20 protein-coding genes are annotated in these 21,964 nt (G+C 71.1%); 14 read left to right on the top strand and 6 right to left on the bottom strand.

Annotated elements, in window-relative coordinates:
• The first annotated feature begins 1 nt into the window (after nucleotide 1).
• The 4 genes from RKD20_RS09105 to RKD20_RS09090 all read left to right on the top strand — a co-directional run bounded on the left by RKD20_RS09105 (nucleotide 2) and on the right by RKD20_RS09090 (nucleotide 6,488).
• A complete protein-coding gene (locus RKD20_RS09105; protein ID WP_424877267.1) occupies nucleotides 2-3,724 on the top strand; it encodes an amino acid adenylation domain-containing protein in 3,723 nt (1,240 codons plus the stop codon).
• A gap of 24 nt (nucleotides 3,725-3,748) precedes the next feature.
• Nucleotides 3,749-4,861: a tryptophan dimethylallyltransferase family protein gene (locus tag RKD20_RS09100; RefSeq protein WP_424877266.1), complete on the top strand. Its 1,113-nt coding sequence runs from the start codon at nucleotides 3,749-3,751 to the stop codon at nucleotides 4,859-4,861.
• A gap of 422 nt (nucleotides 4,862-5,283) precedes the next feature.
• On the top strand, nucleotides 5,284-6,189 hold the full coding sequence (locus RKD20_RS09095; protein WP_424877265.1) for a HipA family kinase: 906 nt from the start codon (nucleotides 5,284-5,286) through the stop codon (nucleotides 6,187-6,189).
• An 11-nt stretch (nucleotides 6,190-6,200) separates the two neighbouring features.
• Entirely contained in the window at nucleotides 6,201-6,488 is a 288-nt protein-coding gene (locus RKD20_RS09090; protein WP_424877264.1) for a SelT/SelW/SelH family protein, read from the top strand.
• 7 nt (nucleotides 6,489-6,495) lie between these two features.
• Here the strand turns inward: RKD20_RS09090 and aceB are convergent, their stop codons facing one another.
• Both aceB and RKD20_RS09080 read right to left on the bottom strand, forming a co-directional pair.
• Nucleotides 6,496-8,130: a malate synthase A gene (aceB, locus tag RKD20_RS09085; protein WP_424877263.1), complete on the bottom strand. Its 1,635-nt coding sequence runs from the start codon at nucleotides 8,128-8,130 to the stop codon at nucleotides 6,496-6,498.
• Nucleotides 8,131-8,314: 184 nt separating this feature from the next.
• Nucleotides 8,315-8,914 (bottom strand): nucleotidyltransferase family protein, encoded by a 600-nt coding sequence (locus RKD20_RS09080; protein ID WP_424877262.1) that lies wholly within the window; start codon nucleotides 8,912-8,914, stop codon nucleotides 8,315-8,317.
• Nucleotides 8,915-9,116: 202 nt separating this feature from the next.
• Between RKD20_RS09080 and RKD20_RS09075 the strand changes: the two genes are divergently transcribed.
• Nucleotides 9,117-9,401: a DUF5955 family protein gene (locus RKD20_RS09075; protein WP_424883185.1), complete on the top strand. Its 285-nt coding sequence runs from the start codon at nucleotides 9,117-9,119 to the stop codon at nucleotides 9,399-9,401.
• Nucleotides 9,402-9,435: 34 nt separating this feature from the next.
• Here the strand turns inward: RKD20_RS09075 and RKD20_RS09070 are convergent, their stop codons facing one another.
• Nucleotides 9,436-10,230: an IclR family transcriptional regulator gene (locus RKD20_RS09070; RefSeq protein WP_424877261.1), complete on the bottom strand. Its 795-nt coding sequence runs from the start codon at nucleotides 10,228-10,230 to the stop codon at nucleotides 9,436-9,438.
• Between the two features lie 262 nt (nucleotides 10,231-10,492).
• On the opposite strand from RKD20_RS09070, the gene allB reads away from it, so the two are divergent.
• Nucleotides 10,493-11,833 carry an allantoinase AllB gene (gene allB, locus RKD20_RS09065; RefSeq protein ID WP_424877260.1) on the top strand — a complete coding sequence of 447 codons (1,341 nt, stop codon included), beginning with the start codon at nucleotides 10,493-10,495 and terminating at the stop codon, nucleotides 11,831-11,833.
• 36 nt (nucleotides 11,834-11,869) lie between these two features.
• On the top strand, nucleotides 11,870-12,985 hold the full coding sequence (gene alc / locus RKD20_RS09060; RefSeq protein WP_424877259.1) for an allantoicase: 1,116 nt from the start codon (nucleotides 11,870-11,872) through the stop codon (nucleotides 12,983-12,985).
• Between the two features lie 115 nt (nucleotides 12,986-13,100).
• On the opposite strand, the gene RKD20_RS09055 is transcribed toward alc, so the two are convergent.
• Nucleotides 13,101-13,856, bottom strand: a complete 756-nt coding sequence (locus RKD20_RS09055) for an SDR family NAD(P)-dependent oxidoreductase (protein ID WP_424877258.1) — start codon at nucleotides 13,854-13,856, stop codon at nucleotides 13,101-13,103.
• Nucleotides 13,857-14,034: 178 nt separating this feature from the next.
• On the opposite strand from RKD20_RS09055, the gene RKD20_RS09050 reads away from it, so the two are divergent.
• A complete protein-coding gene (locus tag RKD20_RS09050; protein ID WP_020119054.1) occupies nucleotides 14,035-14,424 on the top strand; it encodes a ribonuclease domain-containing protein in 390 nt (129 codons plus the stop codon).
• A gap of 54 nt (nucleotides 14,425-14,478) precedes the next feature.
• On the opposite strand, the gene RKD20_RS09045 is transcribed toward RKD20_RS09050, so the two are convergent.
• The gene (locus RKD20_RS09045; protein WP_424877257.1) at nucleotides 14,479-14,679 is read right to left on the bottom strand and encodes a hypothetical protein; all 201 of its coding nucleotides are present in this window, start codon (nucleotides 14,677-14,679) and stop codon (nucleotides 14,479-14,481) included.
• Nucleotides 14,680-14,848: 169 nt separating this feature from the next.
• Between RKD20_RS09045 and RKD20_RS09040 the strand changes: the two genes are divergently transcribed.
• From RKD20_RS09040 to RKD20_RS09030, 3 genes are all read left to right on the top strand, one after another.
• Nucleotides 14,849-16,108, top strand: coding sequence for a sensor histidine kinase (locus tag RKD20_RS09040; protein WP_424877256.1), 1,260 nt, complete (start codon nucleotides 14,849-14,851; stop codon nucleotides 16,106-16,108).
• A gap of 82 nt (nucleotides 16,109-16,190) precedes the next feature.
• On the top strand, nucleotides 16,191-16,880 hold the full coding sequence (locus RKD20_RS09035) for a response regulator transcription factor (protein WP_424877255.1): 690 nt from the start codon (nucleotides 16,191-16,193) through the stop codon (nucleotides 16,878-16,880).
• 39 nt (nucleotides 16,881-16,919) lie between these two features.
• Nucleotides 16,920-18,122: a cytochrome P450 family protein gene (locus RKD20_RS09030; protein WP_424877254.1), complete on the top strand. Its 1,203-nt coding sequence runs from the start codon at nucleotides 16,920-16,922 to the stop codon at nucleotides 18,120-18,122.
• A 66-nt stretch (nucleotides 18,123-18,188) separates the two neighbouring features.
• Here RKD20_RS09030 and RKD20_RS09025 read toward each other — a convergent pair whose 3' ends face one another.
• On the bottom strand, nucleotides 18,189-19,211 hold the full coding sequence (locus RKD20_RS09025) for a Gfo/Idh/MocA family protein (protein ID WP_424877253.1): 1,023 nt from the start codon (nucleotides 19,209-19,211) through the stop codon (nucleotides 18,189-18,191).
• A 130-nt stretch (nucleotides 19,212-19,341) separates the two neighbouring features.
• Between RKD20_RS09025 and RKD20_RS09020 the strand changes: the two genes are divergently transcribed.
• The 3 genes from RKD20_RS09020 to RKD20_RS09010 all read left to right on the top strand — a co-directional run bounded on the left by RKD20_RS09020 (nucleotide 19,342) and on the right by RKD20_RS09010 (nucleotide 21,928).
• Nucleotides 19,342-20,079, top strand: a complete 738-nt coding sequence (locus tag RKD20_RS09020) for a GntR family transcriptional regulator (RefSeq protein ID WP_424877252.1) — start codon at nucleotides 19,342-19,344, stop codon at nucleotides 20,077-20,079.
• Nucleotides 20,080-20,198: 119 nt separating this feature from the next.
• Nucleotides 20,199-21,347 carry an ROK family glucokinase gene (locus RKD20_RS09015; protein WP_020119061.1) on the top strand — a complete coding sequence of 383 codons (1,149 nt, stop codon included), beginning with the start codon at nucleotides 20,199-20,201 and terminating at the stop codon, nucleotides 21,345-21,347.
• Nucleotides 21,344-21,928, top strand: a complete 585-nt coding sequence (locus RKD20_RS09010) for a sugar kinase (RefSeq protein WP_424877251.1) — start codon at nucleotides 21,344-21,346, stop codon at nucleotides 21,926-21,928. The genes RKD20_RS09015 and RKD20_RS09010 overlap by 4 nt, the downstream gene beginning before the upstream one ends.
• The last annotated feature ends 36 nt before the right edge of the window (nucleotides 21,929-21,964 follow it).

The raw sequence follows: 21,964 nt of genomic DNA, 5'->3' as shown, positions 1-21,964 counted from the left end.
CGTGGAACAACGCCGGCACCTCGGCGACGAAGGCCTGGACTCTCCCGTCCAGGTGGTTCCCCGGGATGTCGAGCTGCCGTGGCAGGAACTCGACCTGTCGGGATACCCGGAGAACGACCGCCGGGACAGGCTGGCGGCGATCCTCGCGGACGACCGCGCTCGCCGGTTCCGTCCGTCGTGCCCGCCCTTGCTGCGCTTCACGTTGATCCGGTGGTCGCCGCGCTCGTTCCGACTGGTGTTCACCCACCACCACATCCTGCTGGACGGCTGGTCCGGCCCGTTGCTGATGCGTGAACTGTTCACGCTCCACCGGTCGGGCGGCGACCAAACGGCGTTGCCGTACGCACCTCCGTACCGGCAGTACCTGCAATGGTTGCGGGGGCAGGACCGGGAGGCGGCGCGCGCCGCGTGGCAGGACGCACTGGCCGGGCTCGCCCAACCGACCCGGCTGGCTCCTGAATCCCCGGCACGGGACGCCGTGGCGGAGTCGGCGTCGGCACGTGTCCGGCTCTCGCCGGAGCTGACCGGGACGCTGACCGTGCGGGCCCGAGCATGGGGCATCACCCTGAATACGCTGGTACAGGGTGCCTGGGCGTTGCTGCTGGGACGGGTCACCGGAAGCGGGGACGTGGTGTTCGGCACGACCGTGTCGGTCCGCCCGCCGGAGTTGCCGGGCAGCGCCCACATGATCGGATTGCTGATCAACACGGTCCCGGTGCGTGTCCGTCTGAATCCCGCGGAGTCGGTCGGCGACTTCATGACCCGGCTGCAGCGGGAGCAGGCGGCCCTGGTGCCGTATCAGCACCTGGACCTGACCGAGATTCAGACTCTGAGCGGGATGCCGGAGCTGTTCGACACACTGACCGTGTTCGAGAACTATCCGGTGGACGCCGAGGCCGGTGCTGCCGACGTGGACATCCGGGTGTCGAACGCCGGCGGCCCCGGCGGCGAGTCCCACTATCCGCTCACCCTCGTCACCGTGCCGGGTCAGCAACTCACCTTCAGGTTCGGCCACCGCCCCGATGTCCTCGGCATCGGCGACGTCACGGCGCTCACACGCCGGTTCACCCGCCTGCTGGAAACAGTGGCCGGGGAACCGGAGCGGCGGCTCGGCACGGTCGATCTGCTCAGCGACGACGAGCGACGTCAGCTGGTCGTCGATACCAATGACACAGCTCAGGCCATGCCGACGGCCCCGATCCCGGTGCTGTTCGAAGCGCAGGCCGCGCGGACACCTGGGGCGACCGCGGTCGTGTGCGACGGTGAGACGCTCACCTATGCCGGGCTGAATGCGCGAGCGAATCGGCTGGCGCGGCATCTGATCGCTCGGGGCGCGGGTCCCGAGGGGGTCGTGGCGCTGTTGCTGCCGCGTTCGGTGGAGCTGGTGGTGGCGCTGCTGGCAGTGCTGAAGTGCGGGGCGGCGTACCTGCCGATCGATCCCGGGTATCCGGCCGAGCACATCCGTTTCCTGCTCGCGGACGCGGCGCCAACGTGTCTGGTCACCGTGGATGCGGTTTCGCGGGACGTTTGTGACGTGGCGACGGTCCGCCTGGACGGTGGGGAGACGGTTTGTGCCCTGGATGCGCAGCCTGGGCACGATGTCTGCGATGCGGATCGTCTGGTGCCGCTGCGTGCGGCGAACCCGGCGTATGTCATCTACACCTCGGGGACGACGGGTGTTCCGAAGGGGGTGATGGTTGCGCATGTGGGGGTGGTCAACCGGCTGGTGTGGATGATCGAGCGGTACGGCTTGTGCGGTGGGGACCGTGTTCTGCAGAAGACGCCTTATGGATTCGATGTGTCGGTGTGGGAGTTCTTCGCCACGCTTCTGGCGGGTGCCGTCCTGGTTGTCGCGCCTGCTGGTGAGCACCGGGATGCGCGCCGTATGGCGGAGCTGATCCGGCGTGAGGGGGTCACCGTGACTCATTTCGTGCCGTCGATGTTGCGTTCGCTGCTGGGTGAGGCGGAGCCGGAGCGGTTGGCCGGGCTGCGGGAGGTGATCTGCAGCGGTGAGGCTCTGCCTGCGGAGACGGTGCGGGTGTTTGGCGGGCGGTGTGGTGCGGGGCTGCACAATCTGTACGGTCCGACTGAGGCGTCCATCGATGTGACGGCTTGGCAGTGCCCGCCGGGGTGGGTGGGTGGTGTGTCGGCGCCGCCGATCGGTGTGCCGATCGCGAACATCCGGGTCTATGTGCTTGATGGCCACCTGCGGCCGGTTCCGGTGGGTGTGACGGGTGAGTTGTATGTGGCGGGGGTTGGCCTGGGCAGGGGTTATCTGGGGCGGTTCGGGCTGACGGCCGGCCGGTTCGTGGCGTGTCCGTTCGGGGAGTCCGGTGGGCGCATGTATCGCACCGGGGATCTGGTGCGTCGGTGCGTGGACGGGAACCTGGAGTTCCTCGGGCGTTCCGACGACCAGGTGAAGATCCGCGGCTTCCGCGTCGAGCCGGGCATGGCCGCATCGGTGCTGGCCGGCCAGGAGGACGTGACCGAGGCAGTCGTGATCGCTCGACAGGACCATGCCGGCGAGCAGCAGCTGATCGCCTACGTCGTCCCCAGAGAGGAGGCGCGGCCCAGGGCCGGTGAACTGCCGGGCGTGCTCGTCAGGTTCCTGCGCGAGCGGCTGCCCGATCACCTGGTGCCGGCAGCGGTGGTCCTCCTCGACGCGATTCCCTTGACCCGGAACGGCAAGCTCGACCGGCGGGCCCTGCCCGCGCCCGACTTCGCGGGCGTGGCCGGGACCGGCACGCCGCTCAGCCCACGGGAGGAACTGCTGTGCGGCCTGTTCGCCGAGGTCCTGGGAGTTCCCGGGGTCGGGCTGGAGGAGGACTTCTTCAACCTCGGCGGCCATTCCCTGCTGGCGACACGGCTGGTGTCGCGCGTCCGCGAAACCCTGGGAGTGGACCTGTCGGTCCGGTCGGTGTTCGAGGCACCCACCGTCACCGAACTCGCCCGGCGAACCGGAAGCGAGCACCACGACGACGACTTCGACGTACTGCTCCCGCTTCGTGCCCGGGGCTCGCTGACGCCGTTGTTCTGTGTCCATCCCGTCGTGGGGCTGAGCTGGACCTACGCACGGTTGCTGGCGCACCTGGACCCGGATCGTCCTGTGTACGGACTGCAGGCCCGGGCCATCAGCGACGCCGCGAAGGCGCCGCGGAGCATCGACGAAATGGCCGACGATTACATCGGCAGCATGCGCCGTGTGCAGCCGACCGGACCGTACTCACTGCTCGGCTGGTCGTTCGGCGGAGTCGTCTGTCACGCCATCGCGGCGAAGCTGCAGGATTTGGGCGAACGGGTCGACCTGCTCGTGATGCTCGACTCCCGTGTTCCGGACGGCGACGAGCCTCAGGCGCCCGAGGACGAGGACGCCATGCTCGCCGAGAAGATGAAGCGGGCGGGTGTCGGCGAAAAGACGCTGGCGCAGTACCTGGCCCAGCTGGAACCGGCCATGCGGGAACGAGTCCTGCGGCGTGAACGGGGCATCGCCCGCGCGGCGGTCCACAACAACACGGTTCTGCGGACCTTTGTGCCCGGCCGGGTCGAAGGAGACGTGCTGTTCTTCACCGCCGGAGACGGTTACGCCGCCGCCGAGTCCTGGCAAAAACACGTGGCGGGAAGGGTGCTGAACCACAACATCCCTTGTGAGCACCGGGACATGCTCACCCCGGGACCGGTCGCGCGGCTCGCGGAGATCATCACCCGCCATATCGGAGGAAGCTGACCCCCTTTGGAGGGACGACAACCGATGACAACCATGCGATTCCGCCCCTGGCCGCTCGCCGGCGACCACGTGCCCGCCACATACGGCGATCTGATCAACACCTACTTCGAGGGTGCCTGCCGGCACCTCGGTCTCTCCACGGCGCATCTGCTACCGCAGGCGAAGGCCCTGACGTCGGTGATCGGCGACTGGGCGGCCGCGCCCATATCGGACTTGGAGAATTACTCCTCCTGGGTCGCGAACAACGGGGCACCGCTGGAGTTCTCCGTCGCCCACTCGGCATCCGGGGTGGTAGGCGTCCGTGTGCTGCTGGAGGCATTACGGGAACCGGTGACCCCTCTGTCATGCCAGCAGGAGGGGCACGCGTTCACGTTACGGCTCGCCGAGGAGTTCGGCGTCTATCTGGGCCGCTACCTGGACATCGCGGACCTCTTCCGGTGCGAGGAGCCCCGCGGTCCGTTCTCCCTGATGCACGCAGCAGCGCTGTCGCCCAACGGGGAACCGCCACTGTTCAAGATGTATCTCAACCCGGGTGCCACGGGGGCGTCGCCCGCGGCCGTGGCCGCCGAGGCACTGCGCCGCCTCGGCTTCGCCGAGCAGTGGGCGGCGGTCGTCGACCACTTCCGGGGCGGCGATCTCGACGCTCCCGAGCAGGAAGTCGCCCTGGTCGGGCTCGACCTGACCGAGTCCCAGGACGCGCGGGTGAAGGTCTACCTGCGACACACGGGCGTCGATGCCGAGGGGATCGACCGAGCGGCCGCCGTGGCAGCGGACCACCAGGAAGGCGTGTTCACGAAGGTCATCGCCGCGATCGGCGGTGATGTCCCGGTGACCAGCTGGGAAAAGGCGCCGATGACCTGCCTGGCCTTCCGCTCGCAGCACACGGTCCCGTCGTCGGCGACCCTGTACTGCCCGCTGGACCCGAACATCGTGAACGACGAGGTCTCCGCGGAGCGGGTCAGCCTCCTGATGGCCATGGCGGGCGCGGACCCCGCGCTGTACCGGGCCACCGTGGCCGCGATCTCCGGCTCGAATCCGCGTGGCCTGCGCAGGCTGAGCTGGGTCGCCTACAAGAACCCTGCGGCTCCCGTGTGCACGCTGTACGCCGGACTCAACAGCCCCGGTGGCGAGGCATGAGGGCGAGGAGGCCGGCCGCGGCCGGGTGCCAGGGGCACGGCTCGTCTGCCGCCCGGATGGTCCCCGCCGTCCGCGGCTACCCGTAGTGGCCCTGGCATCGGCGTCGGCTGAGGCTCCAGTGCGCTCGGCCTGTTGCCGGGCGACAGGATCTCGGGCTGCTCATGAACATCCGAGGACTGACCGGCCCCATCGTCCTCGACGCCGCCGCGAGCCCGGGCGTCCTGTCACCGCGGGGAAAGGCCGCCGCTGTCCCGCTGCTCCCGGTCGGCTGTCACGCTCGGTTACTCTGTTCACTTCATGCCAGAGGCCGGACGCGAGGGGCGCACCGCTCTGCTCGGAAGGGAGGAGATCGGCATGCCGACCACGACTCCCGAATTCTCCGGCGGGCTTTTCGAGGCAAAGGCGCCATGGAGCCTGTCGTCATGCTGAGGGAAGTCGCCGCAACCCACTACGTCGCACCTCTGCGCTCCGGCGGCTCCGTACCCGCAGTCGTCGAGGCCGACGACCTGGGGACGTACGTCGTGAAGTTCACCGGCTCCGCCCAGGGCCGCAAGGCGCTGGTCGCCGAGGTGATCGTCGGTGAGCTGGCGCGGGCGCTGGGGCTGCGCTTCCCCGAGCTGGTCCTCGTGCACTTCGACCCGGCGATCGCCGACAGCGAGCCGCACCAGGAGGTCCGGGACCTCCACGCGGCGAGCGCCGGGGTCAACCTCGGCATGGACCACCTGCCGGGTGCGCGCGACTTCACCCCGGAGATCGCCAAGGTCTTCCCCGTGGACCCGCTGGAGGCCGGCCGCATCGTCTGGCTCGACGCGCTCACCGTCAACGTCGACCGCACGGTCCACAGCTCGAACCTGATGGTCTGGCCGACCCTGGGCATCGCGCCCCCGCGGCTGTGGCTGATCGACCACGGCGCCGCCCTCGTCTTCCACCACCGCTGGGAGGGTACGGACCCCTCGAAGTCCTACGACTTCCGCCACCACGCCCTCGGCCACTACGGCCCGGACGTCCGCGCCGCCGACGCGGAACTGGCGCCCAGGGTCACCCTCGACCTCCTGCGCGAGGTCACCGCGGCCGTCCCCGACGCCTGGCTCACCGACTTCGCGACGCCGGCCGAGGCACGCGAGGCCTATGTGACGTACCTCCACGCGCGCGTGCGGGCCTCCGGGGCATGGCTGCCCACCGACTTCCCCTCCCGGGACGAACTCGCCGCCGAGGAGGCCCTGCGGGCGGCGAGAACACAGGAAGGCCGGCCCCAGTGGCTGAAGCGGGTCCCCGACCTGCACGGCAAACCGGCCGCGGAACAGGATTGGTCGGTGCACCTCGGATGACGGAGCCTCGGATGACGGAGCCTTCTTCGCACACCCGGCGGGTCGAGATCGAGTACTGCACCCAGTGCCGCTGGCTGCCGCGCGCGGCCTGGCTGGCGCAGGAGCTGCTCACGACCTTCGAGACCGAGCTCACGGAACTCGCCCTGAAGCCCGGCAAGGGCGGGATCTTCGTCGTGCGCGTCGACGACGAGGTCGTCTGGGACCGGCGGGAGCAGGGCTTTCCGGAGCCCACGGCCGTCAAGCAGGCCGTACGCGACCGAGTGGCCCCGGGGAAGTCCCTGGGCCACTCGGACAAGTGACGGTACGTCAGCCGCGCAGCTGCTCGTACGCCGGCAGCGTCAGGAAGTCCGCGTAGTCGTCGTCGAGGGAGACCTGGAGCAGCAGGTCGTGCGCCTGCTGCCAGTGTCCGGCCGCGAAGGCCTCCTCGCCGATCTCCTGGCGGATGTTCGCGAGCTCCTCGGCGGCGACCTCGCGGGCCAGCTCCGGCGTGGCCTTCACGGTGTTCCCCGCGTGCTCGAACTCGACGCCCGCGTTGATCCACTGCCAGATCTGCGAGCGCGAGATCTCGGCGGTGGCCGCGTCCTCCATCAGGTTGAAGATGGCCACCGCGCCCAGTCCGCGCAGCCAGGCCTCGATGTACCGGATGCCGACCTGGACCGCGTTGACCAGGCCGTTGTACGTCGGCCTGGCCTTCAGCGAGTCGATCGCGATCAGGTCGGCCGCCTCGACGTGGACGTCCTCGCGCAGGCGGTCCTTCTGGTTCGGCTTGTCGCCGAGGACCTTGTCGAAGGACTCCATGGCGATCGGGACCAGGTCCGGGTGGGCGACCCAGGAGCCGTCGAAGCCGTCGCCGGCCTCGCGGTCCTTGTCGGCGCGGACCTTCTCGAAGGCCACCTTGTTGACCTCGGCGTCCCGGCGCGAGGGGATGAAGGCCGCCATGCCGCCGATCGCGTGCGCGCCGCGCTTGTGGCAGGTGCGGACGAGGAGTTCGGTGTACGCGCGCATGAACGGGGCCGTCATGGTGACCGCGTTGCGGTCCGGCAGGACGAACTTGGCGCCGCCGTCACGGAAGTTCTTGACGATGGAGAACAGGTAGTCCCAGCGGCCCGCGTTCAACCCCGAGGCGTGGTCGCGGAGTTCGTAGAGGATCTCCTCCATCTCGTACGCCGCCGTGATCGTCTCGATCAGCACGGTCGCGCGGATGGTGCCCTGCGGGATGCCGGTGTACTCCTGCGCGAAGACGAACACGTCGTTCCACAGCCGCGCTTCGAGGTGCGACTCGGTCTTCGGGAGGTAGAAGTACGGGCCCTTGCCGAGGTCGAGCAGCCGCTGGGCGTTGTGGAAGAAGTACAGGCCGAAGTCGACGAGCGCGCCGGGGACCTGGGTGCCGTCCGCGTCGACCAGGTGCCGTTCGTTCAGGTGCCAGCCGCGCGGGCGCATGACGACGGTGGCGAGTTCCTCGTCGGCCTTGAGGGCGTAGGACTTGCCGGACCTCTCGTCCGTGAAGTCGATGTTCCGGGTGTACGCGTCGGCCAGGTTGACCTGCCCGAGCACGACGTTCTCCCAGGTCGGCGCCGACGCGTCCTCGAAATCCGCGAGCCACACCTTGGCGCCGGAGTTCAGGGCGTTGATGGTCATCTTGCGGTCGGTGGGGCCGGTGATCTCGACCCGGCGGTCGTCCAGGGCCGCGGGGGAGGGGGCCACCTTCCAGGAGTCGTCCGCGCGGATCGCGGCGGTCTCCGGGAGGAAGTCGAGCGTGGAGGTGCGGGCGATCTCGGCGCGGCGCTCGGCGCGGCGGGCGAGGAGCTCGTCACGCCGGGGCGTGAACCGGCGGTGCAGCTCGGCCACGAAGGCGAGGGCCGCCTCGGTGAGGACCTCCTCCTGCCGCGGCAGGGGCTCGGCGTCGACGATGGCCAGCGGGGACGGCGCTGGTGCGGACATGAGCGGTCACTTCCTTCAGCGGTGGCACCGGGTGCCAGTCGAACCGGGTACGCGAGCGGCGCCCTTCGCTGGGGTAGGGCGCTTCTGATTAGTGGATACTAGTTTCCTCATCGTGGAAGTTCAATGGTTTGTTGATGTCGAGATTCTCCGGGTCGAGCAAAGGTGGCTCTGCGTGCCACCGCGTTCACTCAAGGTGCGCCAGATCCTCGGGCGTGTCGATGTCGTACGGCTCGGCCACGTCCCCGCACTCGACGAGCCTGATCGCGCCGTGGTGCTCCTTCAGATAGGCGCGTGCCCCCCGGTCGCCGGTGGCAGTCGCCGCGATCCCGGCCCAGTGCGCGGCGCCGAGGAGGACGGGATGCCCGCGTACGCCGTCATAGGCGGCCGAGGCGAGCGAGTTCTCGTCCTCGTACGCGGCGAGCACCCGGCCCACGGCGGCCGCCCCGATGCCGGGCTGGTCGACGAGCGAGACCAGCGCGGCCCGCGCCCGCGTTCCGGCGAGCGAGTCGAGCCCGGCCCGTAGCGACGACCCCATGCCGTCGGCCCACTCCGGGTTCTCCACCAGCACGCAGTCACCGAGCTCGGCCCGCTCCCGTACGGCCGCCGCGGCCGCTCCCAGGACCACGTGCACGCGGGTGCAGCCGGCCGCGCGCAGGACGCCGACCGCGTGTTCGACCAGTGGGCGCCCCCGGTGTGCGAGCAGTGCCTTGGGCCGCCCGCCGAGCCGCCGTCCGCCGCCCGCGGCCAGAAGCAGTCCGGCGACCTGCCGTTCGTTCTCCGTCATGCGTCCTGCATACCCGACGCGCCGGAGTGCGCCGGGTTTCCACGGGCTGAATTTCGGTCCGCACGGTGGCGCGCGGCGCCCTGCGTGGCGTTTACTGACCCGCGTCCCTCGGGGCTGACCGACACCGAAGGGCCTTCACGACGCCGGGGCGCACGGGTGTGCGAGGGGGAGAGCTGTGTTGCGGAGCGTGGGGCAGAGGCCAGTGACCGGCAGCGACAACGATCCGAGAGTGGCGGAACTGCGGACCGCGGTGTCCCGGCTGCGCCGCGAACTCGCCGCGCACCCGGCCGAGTTCCCCGACCGGGGCATCGCCGAGGACGAACTCGCCGCGCTGGCCGCCATGACGATCGACGGCGCCCCCGAAGTCCCGCGCCTGCGGCGGTCGTTGCTGCTGATCGCCGGGGCGATCGGATCGGTGAGCGCGCTGTCGCGGGGGCTGACCGCGGTGCGTGACGCGGTGGAGCTGTTCGGGGAGCCGGGCCGCTAGGGCCTGTTGGAACCCGGCCGGTGCTGTGAGCCCGTCACGCCGGGTTCTGGCTGGCCAGCGCCTCCGACAGCTCCGATGCCACCTGCTGCAGCACCGGCACGATCTTCTCGGTGGCCGCCTCGGTGACCCGGCCGGCCGGGCCGGAGATCGAAATGGCGGCGGCGGTGGGGGAGTTGGGTACCGACACCGCGAGGCAGCGGACGCCGATCTCCTGTTCGTTGTCGTCGACCGCGTAGCCCTGGCCGCGCACGTCCTTCAGGGCCGCGAGGAAGCCGTCCGGCGTGGTGATCGTCTTCTCCGTCGCGGCCGGCATACCGGTCCGGGAGAGCAGGGCGCGCACCTCGTCCTCGGGGGTGTTGGCGAGCAGGGCCTTGCCGACGCCCGTGGAGTGCGGCAGGACCCGCCGGCCGACCTCGGTGAACATCCGCATCGAGTGCTTGGAGGGCACCTGGGCGACGTAGACGATCTCGTCCCCGTCGAGGAGGGCCATGTTGGCCGTCTCGCCGGTCTCCTCGACCAGACGGGCGAGGTAGGGGCGGGCCCAGGTGCCGAGCAGCCGGGCGGCCGACTCGCCGAGGCGGATCAGGCGCGGGCCGAGGGCGTAGCGCCGGTTGGGCTGCTGGCGGACGTATCCGCAGGACACGAGCGTCCGCATCAGGCGGTGGATGGTGGGCAGCGGCAGCCCGCTGCTCGCGGACAGCTCGCTCAGTCCGACCTCTCCGCCCGCGTCCGCCATCCGCTCCAGCAGATCGAAGGCGCGCTCGAGGGACTGGACCCCGCCACCGGCGGACTTGGCGGAGTCGGTGGTGCTGGCGCTGGACGTCGGCACGGCGCGTTCCTTTCGGGGCTGCCTTTCGGGTCTGGGCAGGAGGCAGAAGCCTACCCGGCAGTCGGTTGACTCCCCGCTGGCGCATAGCTACGTTCTGCTTGCTGGAATCTTAATTCCGCTTTGTGGAAACGTCCAGAGTGTCGACGCAAGGCGCACCCTGGGGAAGTGTGCCCTTGACGGCGCTCGACCGGGAGTGAAGACTCCTTCAACAGAAAGTTGAATTCCGTTACGCGGAAGTTAACGGCGGCAGAGAGGGGTCCGGGTGTCCGACACTGAACTGGTGCTGCGCACGACGCGCGTCATCACGCCCGAGGGGACGCGGCCCGCGTCGGTCGCGGTCGCCGACGGGAAGATCGCGGCCGTACTGCCGTACGACGCCGAAGTACCGTCGGGCGTCCGCCTGGAGGACCTCGGGGACGATGTCCTGCTGCCGGGTCTGGTCGACACCCATGTGCACGTCAACGACCCGGGCCGCACCGAGTGGGAGGGCTTCTGGACCGCCACGCGCGCGGCGGCGGCCGGCGGCATCACCACCCTCGTCGACATGCCGCTCAACTCCCTCCCGCCCACGACGACGGTCGACCACCTGCGCACGAAGCAGGGGGTCGCCGCCGACAAGGCCCACATCGACGTCGGCTTCTGGGGCGGCGCCCTGCCCGACAACGTCAAGGACCTGCGGCCGCTGCACGAGTCGGGTGTCTTCGGCTTCAAGGCGTTCCTGTCGCCGTCCGGGGTGGACGAGTTCCCGCATCTCGACCAGGACGGCCTCGCCCGGTCCCTGGCCGAGATCGCCTCCTTCGGCGGGCTGCTGATCGTGCACGCCGAGGACCCGCACCACCTGGAGGCCGCCCCGCAGCAGGCCGGTCCCAAATACGCCGACTTCCTGGCGTCCCGTCCGCGCGACGCCGAGGACACCGCGATCGCCCAACTCATCGCCCAGGCGAAGCGGTTGGACGCGCGCGTGCACGTGCTGCACCTGTCGTCGAGCGACGCGCTCCCGCTGATCGCCCGGGCCAAGGCGGAGGGGGTGCGCATCACCGTCGAGACCTGCCCGCACTACCTCACCCTCACCGCCGAGGAAGTCCCGGACGGCGCCAGCGAGTTCAAGTGCTGCCCGCCCATCCGGGAGTCCGCCAACCAGGACCTGCTGTGGCAGGCGCTGGCAGACGGCACCATCGACTGCGTGGTCACCGACCACTCCCCGTCCACGGCCGACCTCAAGACGGACGACTTCGCCACGGCGTGGGGCGGTATCTCGGGCCTCCAGCTGAGCCTGGCGGCGGTCTGGACTGAGGCGCGGAAGCGCGGTCACTCGCTGGAGGACGTGGTCCGCTGGATGTCCGCGCGGACAGCCGAACTGGTGGGCCTGGACGCGCGCAAGGGCGCCATCGAGGCCGGCCGTGACGCCGACTTCGCGGTCCTCGCACCCGACGAGACCTTCACCGTGGACCCTGCGGCCCTCCAGCACCGCAACCGCGTGACGGCCTACGCGGGCAAGACCCTGCACGGAGTCGTGAAGTCGACCTGGCTGCGCGGCGAACGCATCGTGGTGAACGGCGGGTTCACCGCTCCGAAGGGCCGACTGCTCACCCGTACGCCCTGATCACCCGCACCGGCAACTCCAGAAAGGCACATGTACGTGACGGCGATTCCCAGTTTCACCGGCGACGCGCACCCGTACGGCGGCGGTGACCCCTACGCGGACTACCGCACCGCCGACTTCCCCTTCACTCAGTACGCCAACCTCGCCGCACGCACGCTCGGTGCCGGAGTCATCGCCGCCAATGACGAGTTCTTCGCCCAGCGGGAGAACCTGCTGATGCCCGAGCGGGCCGAGTTCGACCCCGAGCACTTCGGGCACAAGGGCAAGATCATGGACGGCTGGGAGACGCGGCGACGCCGGGGCGCCTCGGCCGAACACCCCTGGCCGACGGCCGAGGACCACGACTGGGCGCTGGTGCGCCTGGGCGCGCCCGGGGTGATCCGGGGGGTCGTGGTCGACACCGCGCACTTCCGCGGGAACTACCCGCAGGCGGTGTCGGTCGAAGGCACGTCCGTGGCAGGCTCCCCGTCCCCGGAGGAACTGCTGGGCGACGACGTGAAGTGGACGACCCTGGTCCCGCGGACGCCGGTCGGCGGCCACGCGGCGAACGGCTTCTCCGTGTCCCTGGAGCAGCGCTTCACCCACCTGCGGGTCAACCAGCACCCCGACGGCGGCATCGCCCGCCTGCGCGTGTACGGCGAGGTCGTCCCGGACCCCGCATGGCTGGAGGTGCTCGGCACCTTCGACGTGGTCGCCATGGAGAACGGCGGCCGGGCGGAGGACGCGTCGAACCTCTTCTACTCGCCGGCGTCCAACACCATCCAGCCGGGCCGCTCCCGCAAGATGGACGACGGCTGGGAGACCCGCCGCCGCCGTGACCAGGGCAACGACTGGATCCGCTACCGCCTGGTGGCACAGTCCCGGATCCGGGCGATCGAGATCGACACGGCGTATCTGAAGGGGAACAGTGCCGGCTGGGCGTCGGTGTCGGTCCGCGACGGCGAGGACGGCGACTGGCGGGAGATCCTTCCGCGCACCCGTCTCCAGCCCGACACGAACCACCGCTTCGTCCTGCAGGCCCCGGCGGTGGGCACGCACGCGCGGGTGGACATCTTCCCGGACGGCGGGATCTCCCGACTGCGGCTGTTCGGTTCGCTGACGGAGGGCGGCGCGGCGGCACTGACGGTGAGGCACCAGGAACTGGGCGGCTGAAGCGGGGCTTTTCCTCGTACCCGCACGCCGGGGGCTGCCTCCAGCCCGCCCCCGGCGTGCGAGGAGCGGGAGCCGGGGCGCGGTCCTGACGGCAGCCCCGCAAAAAGCCGCTACCTCACGCCGCATGCCCCCCGTCGACCGAGAACTCCGCCCCGGTGACGTACTCCGCGTCCGCCAGATACGCCACCATCGACGCCACTTCCTCCGCCGTCCCGAACCGACCCGCCGCGGTCATCGCGGCCTGCCCCGCCGCGAACGGTCCGTCCCCCGGATTCATGTCCGTGTCGATGGGCCCGGGATGCACGATGTTCGCCGTGATCCCCCGCGCCCCCAGCTCACGCGCGAGGGCCTTCGTCAGCCCGATCAGCGCCGACTTGCTCGTCGCGTACAGGGTCCCGCCGGGGCCGGGCACCCGCTGGGTCATACAGCTGCCGACGGTGATGATCCGCCCTCCGTCCCGCATCCGGGCGGCCGCCGCCTGAGACGCCAGGAACACCCCGCGCACGTTGACGGCCAGCACCCGGTCGACCTGCGCGAGGGACAGCTCGCCCAACGGCCCGAGCACCCCCACGCCCGCGTTGTTCACGAGTACGTCCAGTCCACCGAGCGCCTCAGCCGTACGCAGCACCGCCCCCGCCGCCTCCTCCGGGTCCGCGGAGTCCGCCCGCAGGGCGACTGCCCGCCTCCCCAGCGCCTCGACCCGCAGTACGACGTCCGAGGCCGCCTCCTTGCCGTCCACGTACGTGACAGCCACATCCGCGCCCTCCCGCGCCAGCCGCACCGCCGTGGCCGCGCCGATCCCCCGGCTGCCCCCGGTGACGAGCGCGACCTTGCCGTTCGGAGTTCCGTGAGTCGTTGTCATGCCACCCATCCCACCGGCCCGGCCCCCGAACCGCTGGCGGTGAACGGACAGGGACGTCAGCCGCCCCAGCGGTTCTCGTGAAGACGCCGGGCGGCAGGTTAACTCCCTGAAAACACATCGGACTTGACGGGAAAATCCACGGAGTTGTCATTGACATGCCACGGTCTACGCGCGTCATCATGAAGGCATGAGATTCCCCCCACGGATCACTCGCATCGGCGCCGCTGCCGCCGTCCTGTCCGCCCTCCTCGTGGGCGGTACCGTCACCACCGCCACCCCGGCGGCCGCCGCCGTCGGCAGCATCTGTTACACCAAGCTGCCCTCCCAGGCGTACGACACCCTGGATCTGATCGAGCAGGGCGGCCCCTATCCCTACTCGCAGGACGGCGTCGTCTTCCAGAACCGCGAAGGCGTCCTGCCGAGCCAGTCGACCGGCTACTACCACGAGTACACGGTGATCACGCCGGGCTCCTCCACGCGCGGAGCACGCCGGATCGTCACCGGTGAGAAGACCCGGGAGGACTACTACACGGCGGACCACTACGCCACGTTCAACCTCGTCAACTACGGCTGCTGACAAGGTCGTAGCGGCCGGGAGAACGGCGCGACCAGCTGGAGGCCCACCCCGCGTTCAGCCTGACCTCCGGCTCTCCGCGGCGGCGAACAGTGCGAACGCCAGCACGATCAGGGCGACGCTCGCGTAGATCTCGTAGCCGTCGAGCAAACCGATCCGCTGGACGAGTCCGACGTGCCAGTCGGTGAACTCGTGCAGCAGACCCGCCCCGCCCTGCACCAGGGCGAGGAAACCGAGCAGTTCCAGCAGTTGCTTCATGGGAAGACCCTCGCCCCGCGGCACCCCCACGGACATCGGCCGCGGGGCGAACCCCGTCCCACCGAAGCATCGGCCCCGCGCGGCCTTCCGCGCCGAAAGTCTGCGGTGCCGCGACTTTGGTCGCCGATCCCGGTCACGGGGAGGTGTGCCCGGGCCTCACTGCGTAGATTTGTCGACCGTGAGCGCTGACGAGACGGTTCCCGAACCCCCGGCCTTCCCCGGCCGGCGCTGGCTGCTGCCGTCCGCCGTGATCCACGAGTTCGACCCCGCCGCCGCGCGGCCCGGACGGCGGCCCCGGCGCACCGCGCGCGACTGGCTCGTCGACTTCTCCTGCTTCCTCCTGGCGGTCTTCGTCGGCCTGATCGCGGCGGACGCGGTGGGTGACAACCCGCATGTGTCGCACACCGCGGCCGGTCTCGACCAACTCCTCGGCGCGCTGGCCTGCGCGGCCGTGTGGCTGCGCCGCCGCCGGCCCTTAGGCCTCGCCCTGGCCACGATCCCGCTCGGGGTGCTCTCCGACACCGCCGGCGGCGCCTGCCTGATCGCCGTCTTCACCCTCGCCGTACACCGCCCCTTCCGGTACGTCGCCTGGGTGGCCGGCCTCAACATCGCCGCGGTCCCCCTCACCTTCCGGCTGCGGCCCGACGCGGACCTGCCGTACCTCGTCTCGGTCGTCCTCACCGCGGTCCTGGTCGCCGCGGTCGTCGGCTGGGGTCTGCTCGTACGGGCCAAACGGCAGCTCATGTTCAGCCTGCGCGACCGCGCCCGCCGCGCCGAGACCGAGGCGCGGCTACGGGCCGAGCAGGCGCAGCGGCTCGCCCGCGAGGCCATCGCGCGCGAGATGCACGACGTCCTCGCGCACCGGCTGACCCTGCTCAGCGTCCACGCGGGCGCCCTGGAGTTCCGGCCGGACGCGCCCCAGGAGGAGGTCGCCCGGGCGGCCGGCGTCATCCGGGAGAGCGCGCACGAGGCGCTCCAGGACCTGCGGGAGATCATCGGCGTGCTGCGGGCCGCGGATCACGACGACACGGGCCGCCCCCAGCCGACCCTCGCCGCGCTCGACACCCTGGTCGCCGAGTCCCGTGAGGCCGACATGAAGGTCGTCCTCGACAGCCGGGTCGCCGACCCCGCCGCCGTGCCCGCCTCCGTGGGCCGCACCGCCTACCGCATCGCCCAGGAGAGCCTCACCAACGCCCGCAAGCACGCCCCCGGCACGGAGGTCACGGTCACCGTCACCGGCGGCCCGGGCGAGGGCCTGGCCGTGACCGTCCGGAACCTCCCGCCCGAGGGCGAGGTGCCGCACGTCCCCGGCTCGGGCCAGGGCCTGATCGGCCTCACCGAGCGCGCCACGCTCGCCGGGGGCCGGCTGGAGCACGGGGTGGAGAAGGACGGGGCGTTCGCGGTGCGGGCGTGGCTGCCGTGGGGATGACGGTCCGGGGCGTCGCCGGAGGCGCAACTCGCCCGCCCGCAAGGGTGATTGCGCCCCGCCTCCGCGTGGTTACGTAGGGCCCATGACTGTGATCAGATTGCTCCTCGTCGACGACGACCCCCTGGTGCGGGCCGGTCTGTCCCTGATGATGGGCGGAGCCGAGGACATCGAGATCGTCGGAGAGGCGGCGGACGGCACCGAGGTCGAGGCCGCCGTCGACCGGACCCGCCCGGACGTCGTCCTCATGGACATCAGGATGCCGGCGGTGGACGGCCTCACGGCCACCGAGCGGCTGCGCGGCCGTCCCGACGCCCCGCAGGTCGTCGTCCTGACCACCTTCCACGCCGACGAGCAGGTCCTGCGCGCCCTGCGCGCGGGTGCCGCCGGATTCGTCCTCAAGGACACCCCGCCCGCCGAGATCCTCGCCGCCGTCCGCCGGGTCGCGGCCGGCGATCCCGTCCTGTCGCCCACCGTCACCCGTCAGCTGATGGCCCACGCCGCCGGTACCGCCGCCGACACCCGACGGGCACGCGCGCGTGAGCGCATCGCCGCCCTCAACGACCGTGAACGCGAGGTCGCCGTCGCCGTCGGCCAGGGCCTGTCCAACGCCGAGATCGCCGCCGCCCTCTACATGAGCGTGGCCACCGTCAAGACGCACGTGTCCCGCGTCCTGGCCAAGCTCGACCTCAACAACCGGGTGCAGATCGCGTTGTTGGCCTACGACGCGGGACTGCTGGAGCCCGCCGAGGAACGCGAGTCGAACGGGCACTAGTCGCGGTCGCCGGGCGTTGACGGGGTGAAGGGGGAGTCCATGGCCGAAGCAGTGATCGACCTGGGGGAGTACGGCGACGCGTTCCGAGTCGATCCGCACCCGGTGTACGCCCGGTTGCGCGGTCTCGGCCCCGTGCACCGGGTGCGCCCGCCCGGCTCCGACGCCGACTACTCGACCTGGCTCGTCGTCGGGCACGAGGAGGCGCGCGCGGCCCTCGCCGATCCGAGACTGTCCAAGGACGGCCGCAGGATCGGCATGGTGTTCGACGGCGAGGGACTGATCGGCCGCCATCTGCTCGGCAGCGACCCACCCGAGCACACCCGGCTGCGCGGCCTGGTGTCACGCGCCTTCACCATGCGCCGGGTCGAGCAACTGCGGCCCAGGATCCAGCAGATCACCGACGACCTCCTCGACGCGATGCTGCCGCACGGCCGCGCCGACCTGGTGCAATACCTCGCCTACCCGCTGCCGATCACCGTGATCTGCGAACTCCTCGGCGTACCCGAGATGGACCGCACCGAGTTCCGGAAGCTGTCCACGGAGGTCGTGGCACCCACCAGCCCGGAGAGCTCGTACGACGCCGTCCGGCGGCTCGGCGCGTACCTGACGGAGCTCATCGAGGACAAGCGGTGCGCCGGACCGAGCGACGACCTGCTCGGCGACCTCATCCGCACCACCGCCGAGGACGGCGACCGGCTCTCCCCGTCGGAACTGCGCGGGATGGCCTTCCTGCTGCTGATCGCGGGCCACGAGACCACGGTCAACCTCATCACCAACGGCGTGCACGCCCTGCTCACCCACCCCGGCCAACTCGCCGCCCTGCGCGCCGACATGAGCCTCGTCGACGGCGCGGTCGAGGAGACGCTGCGCTATGAGGGCCCGGTGGAGAACGCGACCTTCCGGTACGCCGCCGAGCCCCTGGAGATAGCGGGGCGGACCATAGCCAAGGGCGACCCGGTGATGATCTGCCTGAGCGCGGCCGACCGCGACGACAACCGTTACCCGGCCCCGGACCGCTTCGACATCCGCCGCGACCCCCGCGGGCACCTCGCGTTCGGCCACGGCATCCACTACTGCCTGGGCGCCCCGCTGGCCCGCCTGGAGGCCCGCACGGCGATCCGGACCCTGCTGGAGCGCGCCCCCGCCCTCGCACTCGACGGGCCCACGGGGGAGTGGCTGCCGGGAATGCTGATCAGGGGAGTGCGGAGCCTGCCGGTCCGGTGGCAGGACTCGACGAGGTGAGGACGGTACGGCGGCACAGGGTGAGGTCAGCAGGGGCGTGCCGGGGCGCGGCCGGGCGGGCCGGGCTCAGAACACGGCTGCGCTCGTGCCGCCCGGGAGCTCCGCCAGCCGTACGGCCCTGCGCTCACGCCGGGACACCTCGCACGCCTCGGCGACCCTTAGCGCCTGCAACGCTTCGCGCCCGTCGCAGGGGTTCGCCCTCTCGCCCCGGACCACCTCGATGAACGCGGCCAGCTCGGCCTCGTACGCCGGCCCGAACCGCTCCAGGAACCCCGTCCACGGCTTGTCCGCCGCCGGCGGCCCCGTCGGCTCGGTGGACGCGATGGGCGTGCGGTCGTCCAGGCCCACCACCACCTGGTCCAGCTCCCCGGCGAGCTCCATGCGCACGTCGTACCCGGCCCCGTTGACCCGTGTCGCCGTGGCCGTCGCGAGGGTCCCGTCGTCGAGGGTGAGCACCGCCGCCGCGGTGTCGACGTCCCCCGCGGCCCGGAACATCGGCGGACCGGCGTCGGATCCGGCCGCGTACACGTCGACGACCTCGTGCCCGGTCACCCAGCGCAGCATGTCGAAGTCGTGGATCAGGGTGTCCCGGTACAGCCCCCCGGACAGCGGCAGCCACTCCGCCGGCGGCGGCGCCTGGTCGGAGGTGAGCGCCCGCACGGTGTGCAGCCGTCCGAGCCGCCCCGAGCGCACGGCCTCCCGCGCGCCGGTGTAGCCCGCGTCGAAGCGGCGCTGGAAACCCATCTGGAGAATCGTCCCGGCGGTCTCCACCTCTGCGATGGCCTGCAGCGTGCCGGGCAGGTCGAGTGCGATGGGCTTCTCGCAGAACACCGGCAGTCCCGAGCGCGCCGCCCGGCCGATCAGCTCGGCGTGGGCCGAGGTCGCGGTGGTGATCACCACGGCGTCCACGCCCCATTTGAAGATCTCGTCGACGCCGGGGGCAGCGGTCTCCCCCAGCCGGTGCGCGAGCTCCTGGGCCCGTGCGCCGTCCGCGTCCGTGAGAATCAGGGAACCGACCTCCCGGTGACGGCTGAGCGTGTTCGCATGAATGGTGCCGATGCGGCCCGTCCCTATGACCCCGATGCGCATGTGAACAAAGTGTGGTCGCGAACCCCGTGCTGTCAATGCGTATGTCCGGACAATCTGACTACACGACTTCCCGTCAACAGCGCGCGGAGCTACGCTCGGGCCCGTGCCGAAACCAGGAGTGGACCCGACCGTGACGCTCGAGCTCAGTGTGGACCGCAGCAGCCCGGTGCCGTTGTACTTCCAGCTGTCCCAGCAGCTGGAGGCCGCGATCGAACACGGCACGCTCACCCCCGGCAGCCTGCTGGGCAACGAGATCGAGCTCGCCGCCCGGCTCGGCCTGTCCCGGCCCACCGTCCGCCAGGCCATCCAGTCGCTCGTCGACAAGGGCCTGCTCGTGCGCCGCCGCGGAGTCGGCACCCAGGTCGTGCACAGCCAGGTCAAGCGCCCGCTGGAGCTGAGCAGCCTCTACGACGACCTGGAGGCGGCCGGCCAGCGCCCCGCGACGAGGGTCCTCGTCAACACGGTCGTCTCCGCCACCGCCGAGATCGCCGCCGCGCTCGGCGTCGCCGAGGGCAGCGACGTGCACCAGGTCGAACGCCTGCGCCTGGCCCACGGCGAGCCGATGGCGTACCTGTGCAACTACCTCCCGCCGGCCCTCCTCGACCTGGACACCGCCCAGCTGGAGGCCAGCGGCCTGTACCGCATGATGCGCGCGGCGGGCATCACCCTGCACAGCGCCCGCCAGTCCATCGGTGCGCGTGCGGCCACGGCGGAGGAGGCGGAACGCCTGGCCGAGCAGGCGGGGGCACCCCTCCTCACCATGCAGCGCGTCACCTTCGACGACACGGGCAGAGCGGTCGAGTACGGCACCCACACCTATCGCCCGACGCGCTACTCGTTCGAATTCCAGCTCCTGGTCCGGCCTTAGGGGCGTGGGGAACCGCGCGCTCAACCCCCACGCACTCGCACACGGCAACGAATCGCGCACTCCCCTTTGCTGCCCCGTGTTCGGCACCTCGTGGGCGCGTGCGGCAGAATCGGGCCTTGATGAGCACCTACGGCAACTTCAGCGCCCCCATAGGCTCCCGCCGCGCCCCCGCCCTGCGGACCGTCGGCACGCGGGAACGCCGCTCACACCTGACCGCACCCCGCGTGCCGACAGTGGGCATCGACATCGGCGGCACCAAGGTCATGGCGGGTGTCGTCGACGCCGACGGCAACATCCTGGAGAAGGTCCGCACGGAGACCCCGGACAAGTCCAAGAGCCCCAAGGTCGTCGAGGACACCATCGTCGAACTGGTCCTCGACCTGTCCGACCGCCACGACGTCCACGCGGTCGGCATCGGCGCGGCCGGCTGGGTCGACGCCGACCGCAACCGCGTGCTGTTCGCCCCCCACCTGTCCTGGCGCAACGAGCCGCTGCGCGACCGCATCGCCGGCCGCCTCGCGGTCCCCGTCCTGGTGGACAACGACGCCAACACCGCCGCCTGGGCCGAGTGGCGCTTCGGCGCGGGGCGTGGCGAGGACCACCTCGTCATGATCACGCTCGGCACCGGTATCGGCGGCGCGATCCTGGAGGACGGCCAGGTCAAGCGCGGCAAGTACGGTGTCGCCGGCGAGTTCGGCCACATGCAGGTCGTCCCCGGCGGCCACCGCTGCCCGTGCGGCAACCGCGGCTGCTGGGAGCAGTACAGCTCCGGCAACGCGCTGGTCAGGGAGGCCAGGGAGCTGGCCGCCGCCGACTCTCCGGTGGCGTACGGGATCATCGAGCACGTCAAGGGCAACATCGCCGACATCACCGGCCCGATGATCACCGAGCTGGCCCGCGAGGGCGACGCGATGTGCATCGAGCTGCTCCAGGACATCGGCCAGTGGCTCGGTGTCGGCATCGCGAACCTCGCGGCCGCCCTCGACCCCTCCTGCTTCGTCATCGGCGGAGGCGTCAGCGCGGCCGACGACCTGCTGATCGGCCCCGCGCGGGACGCGTTCAAGCGCCAGCTCACCGGCCGCGGCTACCGCCCCGAGGCCCGTATCGCCCGCGCCCAGCTCGGCCCCGAGGCCGGCATGGTCGGCGCCGCCGACCTCGCCCGCCTGGTCGCCCGCCGCTTCCGGCGCGCCAACCGGCGCAGGGTGGAGCGGCACGAGCGCTACGAACGGTACGTGGAGGCCCGTCGTACGTCCCGGGACACCGCATGACGGCCTCCCTGCCGCGCCAGGCCTCGGCGCCCCCCGACGAACCGGAGCGTCCCACCGAGGACCGCCGCCACAGGAACCGCCGCCGGGCGATCACGCTGCTCATCATCGGCCTGCTCATCGGCGTCCCGGCGGGCTATCTGGTGATCTCCGCCAACCAGAGCCGCGACAGCGGCAAGGACAAGGAGGCGAAGTACTCGGCGACGGGCCTCACGCCCGACTGGCCGTCCAAGGTCCAGCGCCGCCTCTACCAGGTGCCCGTGCCGCACCCCGCCGACCTGGTCGCCTCCTACGAGACCAACAACTGGAAGACCAGCCGCCTCTACGTCCAGTTCCGGACGACCGACGCGGGCCTCGCCGCCTTCCTCACCGGCATGGGCGTCAGCCGCGCCGACCTCAAGAAGAACGACATCACCATCAGCGAGCGCGACCAGAAGGTCAGCGGCTGGAAGTTCGACGGCCCCCGGTCCTGGTGGGGCCTGACCCACGTGCAGAAGGACCCGGCGCCCACCCAGGACGTCATGGTCAACCTGACCGTCCCGAACGCCCCGAAGGTGTACGTCGTCTCGCGCACGGTTCCCTGACCAGGTCGCTGGAGCCGATTGTCAGACCCCGCCCGT

Source organism: Streptomyces sp. SLBN-8D4, from assembly GCF_049739545.1.
GTDB classification, from domain to species: domain Bacteria; phylum Actinomycetota; class Actinomycetes; order Streptomycetales; family Streptomycetaceae; genus Streptomyces; species Streptomyces canus_C.
Note: the sequence above shows the minus strand (reverse complement) of the source record. Positions and strands in the feature narration are given on the sequence as shown.

What these genes read in the sequence shown, in the direction of transcription:
- RKD20_RS09100 (WP_424877266.1), top strand. Translation starts at nt 3,749, where the DNA reads ATGACAACCATGCGATTCCGCCCCTGGCCGCTCGCCGGCGACCACGTG.
- RKD20_RS09095 (WP_424877265.1), top strand. Translation starts at nt 5,284, where the DNA reads ATGCTGAGGGAAGTCGCCGCAACCCACTACGTCGCACCTCTGCGCTCC.
- RKD20_RS09090 (WP_424877264.1), top strand. Translation starts at nt 6,201, where the DNA reads ATGACGGAGCCTTCTTCGCACACCCGGCGGGTCGAGATCGAGTACTGC.
- aceB (WP_424877263.1), bottom strand. Translation starts at nt 8,130, where the DNA reads ATGTCCGCACCAGCGCCGTCCCCGCTGGCCATCGTCGACGCCGAGCCC.
- RKD20_RS09080 (WP_424877262.1), bottom strand. Translation starts at nt 8,914, where the DNA reads ATGACGGAGAACGAACGGCAGGTCGCCGGACTGCTTCTGGCCGCGGGC.
- RKD20_RS09055 (WP_424877258.1), bottom strand. Translation starts at nt 13,856, where the DNA reads ATGGGTGGCATGACAACGACTCACGGAACTCCGAACGGCAAGGTCGCG.
- RKD20_RS09050 (WP_020119054.1), top strand. Translation starts at nt 14,035, where the DNA reads ATGAGATTCCCCCCACGGATCACTCGCATCGGCGCCGCTGCCGCCGTC.
- RKD20_RS09045 (WP_424877257.1), bottom strand. Translation starts at nt 14,679, where the DNA reads ATGAAGCAACTGCTGGAACTGCTCGGTTTCCTCGCCCTGGTGCAGGGC.
- RKD20_RS09035 (WP_424877255.1), top strand. Translation starts at nt 16,191, where the DNA reads ATGACTGTGATCAGATTGCTCCTCGTCGACGACGACCCCCTGGTGCGG.
- RKD20_RS09030 (WP_424877254.1), top strand. Translation starts at nt 16,920, where the DNA reads ATGGCCGAAGCAGTGATCGACCTGGGGGAGTACGGCGACGCGTTCCGA.
- RKD20_RS09025 (WP_424877253.1), bottom strand. Translation starts at nt 19,211, where the DNA reads ATGCGCATCGGGGTCATAGGGACGGGCCGCATCGGCACCATTCATGCG.
- RKD20_RS09015 (WP_020119061.1), top strand. Translation starts at nt 20,199, where the DNA reads ATGAGCACCTACGGCAACTTCAGCGCCCCCATAGGCTCCCGCCGCGCC.
- RKD20_RS09010 (WP_424877251.1), top strand. Translation starts at nt 21,344, where the DNA reads ATGACGGCCTCCCTGCCGCGCCAGGCCTCGGCGCCCCCCGACGAACCG.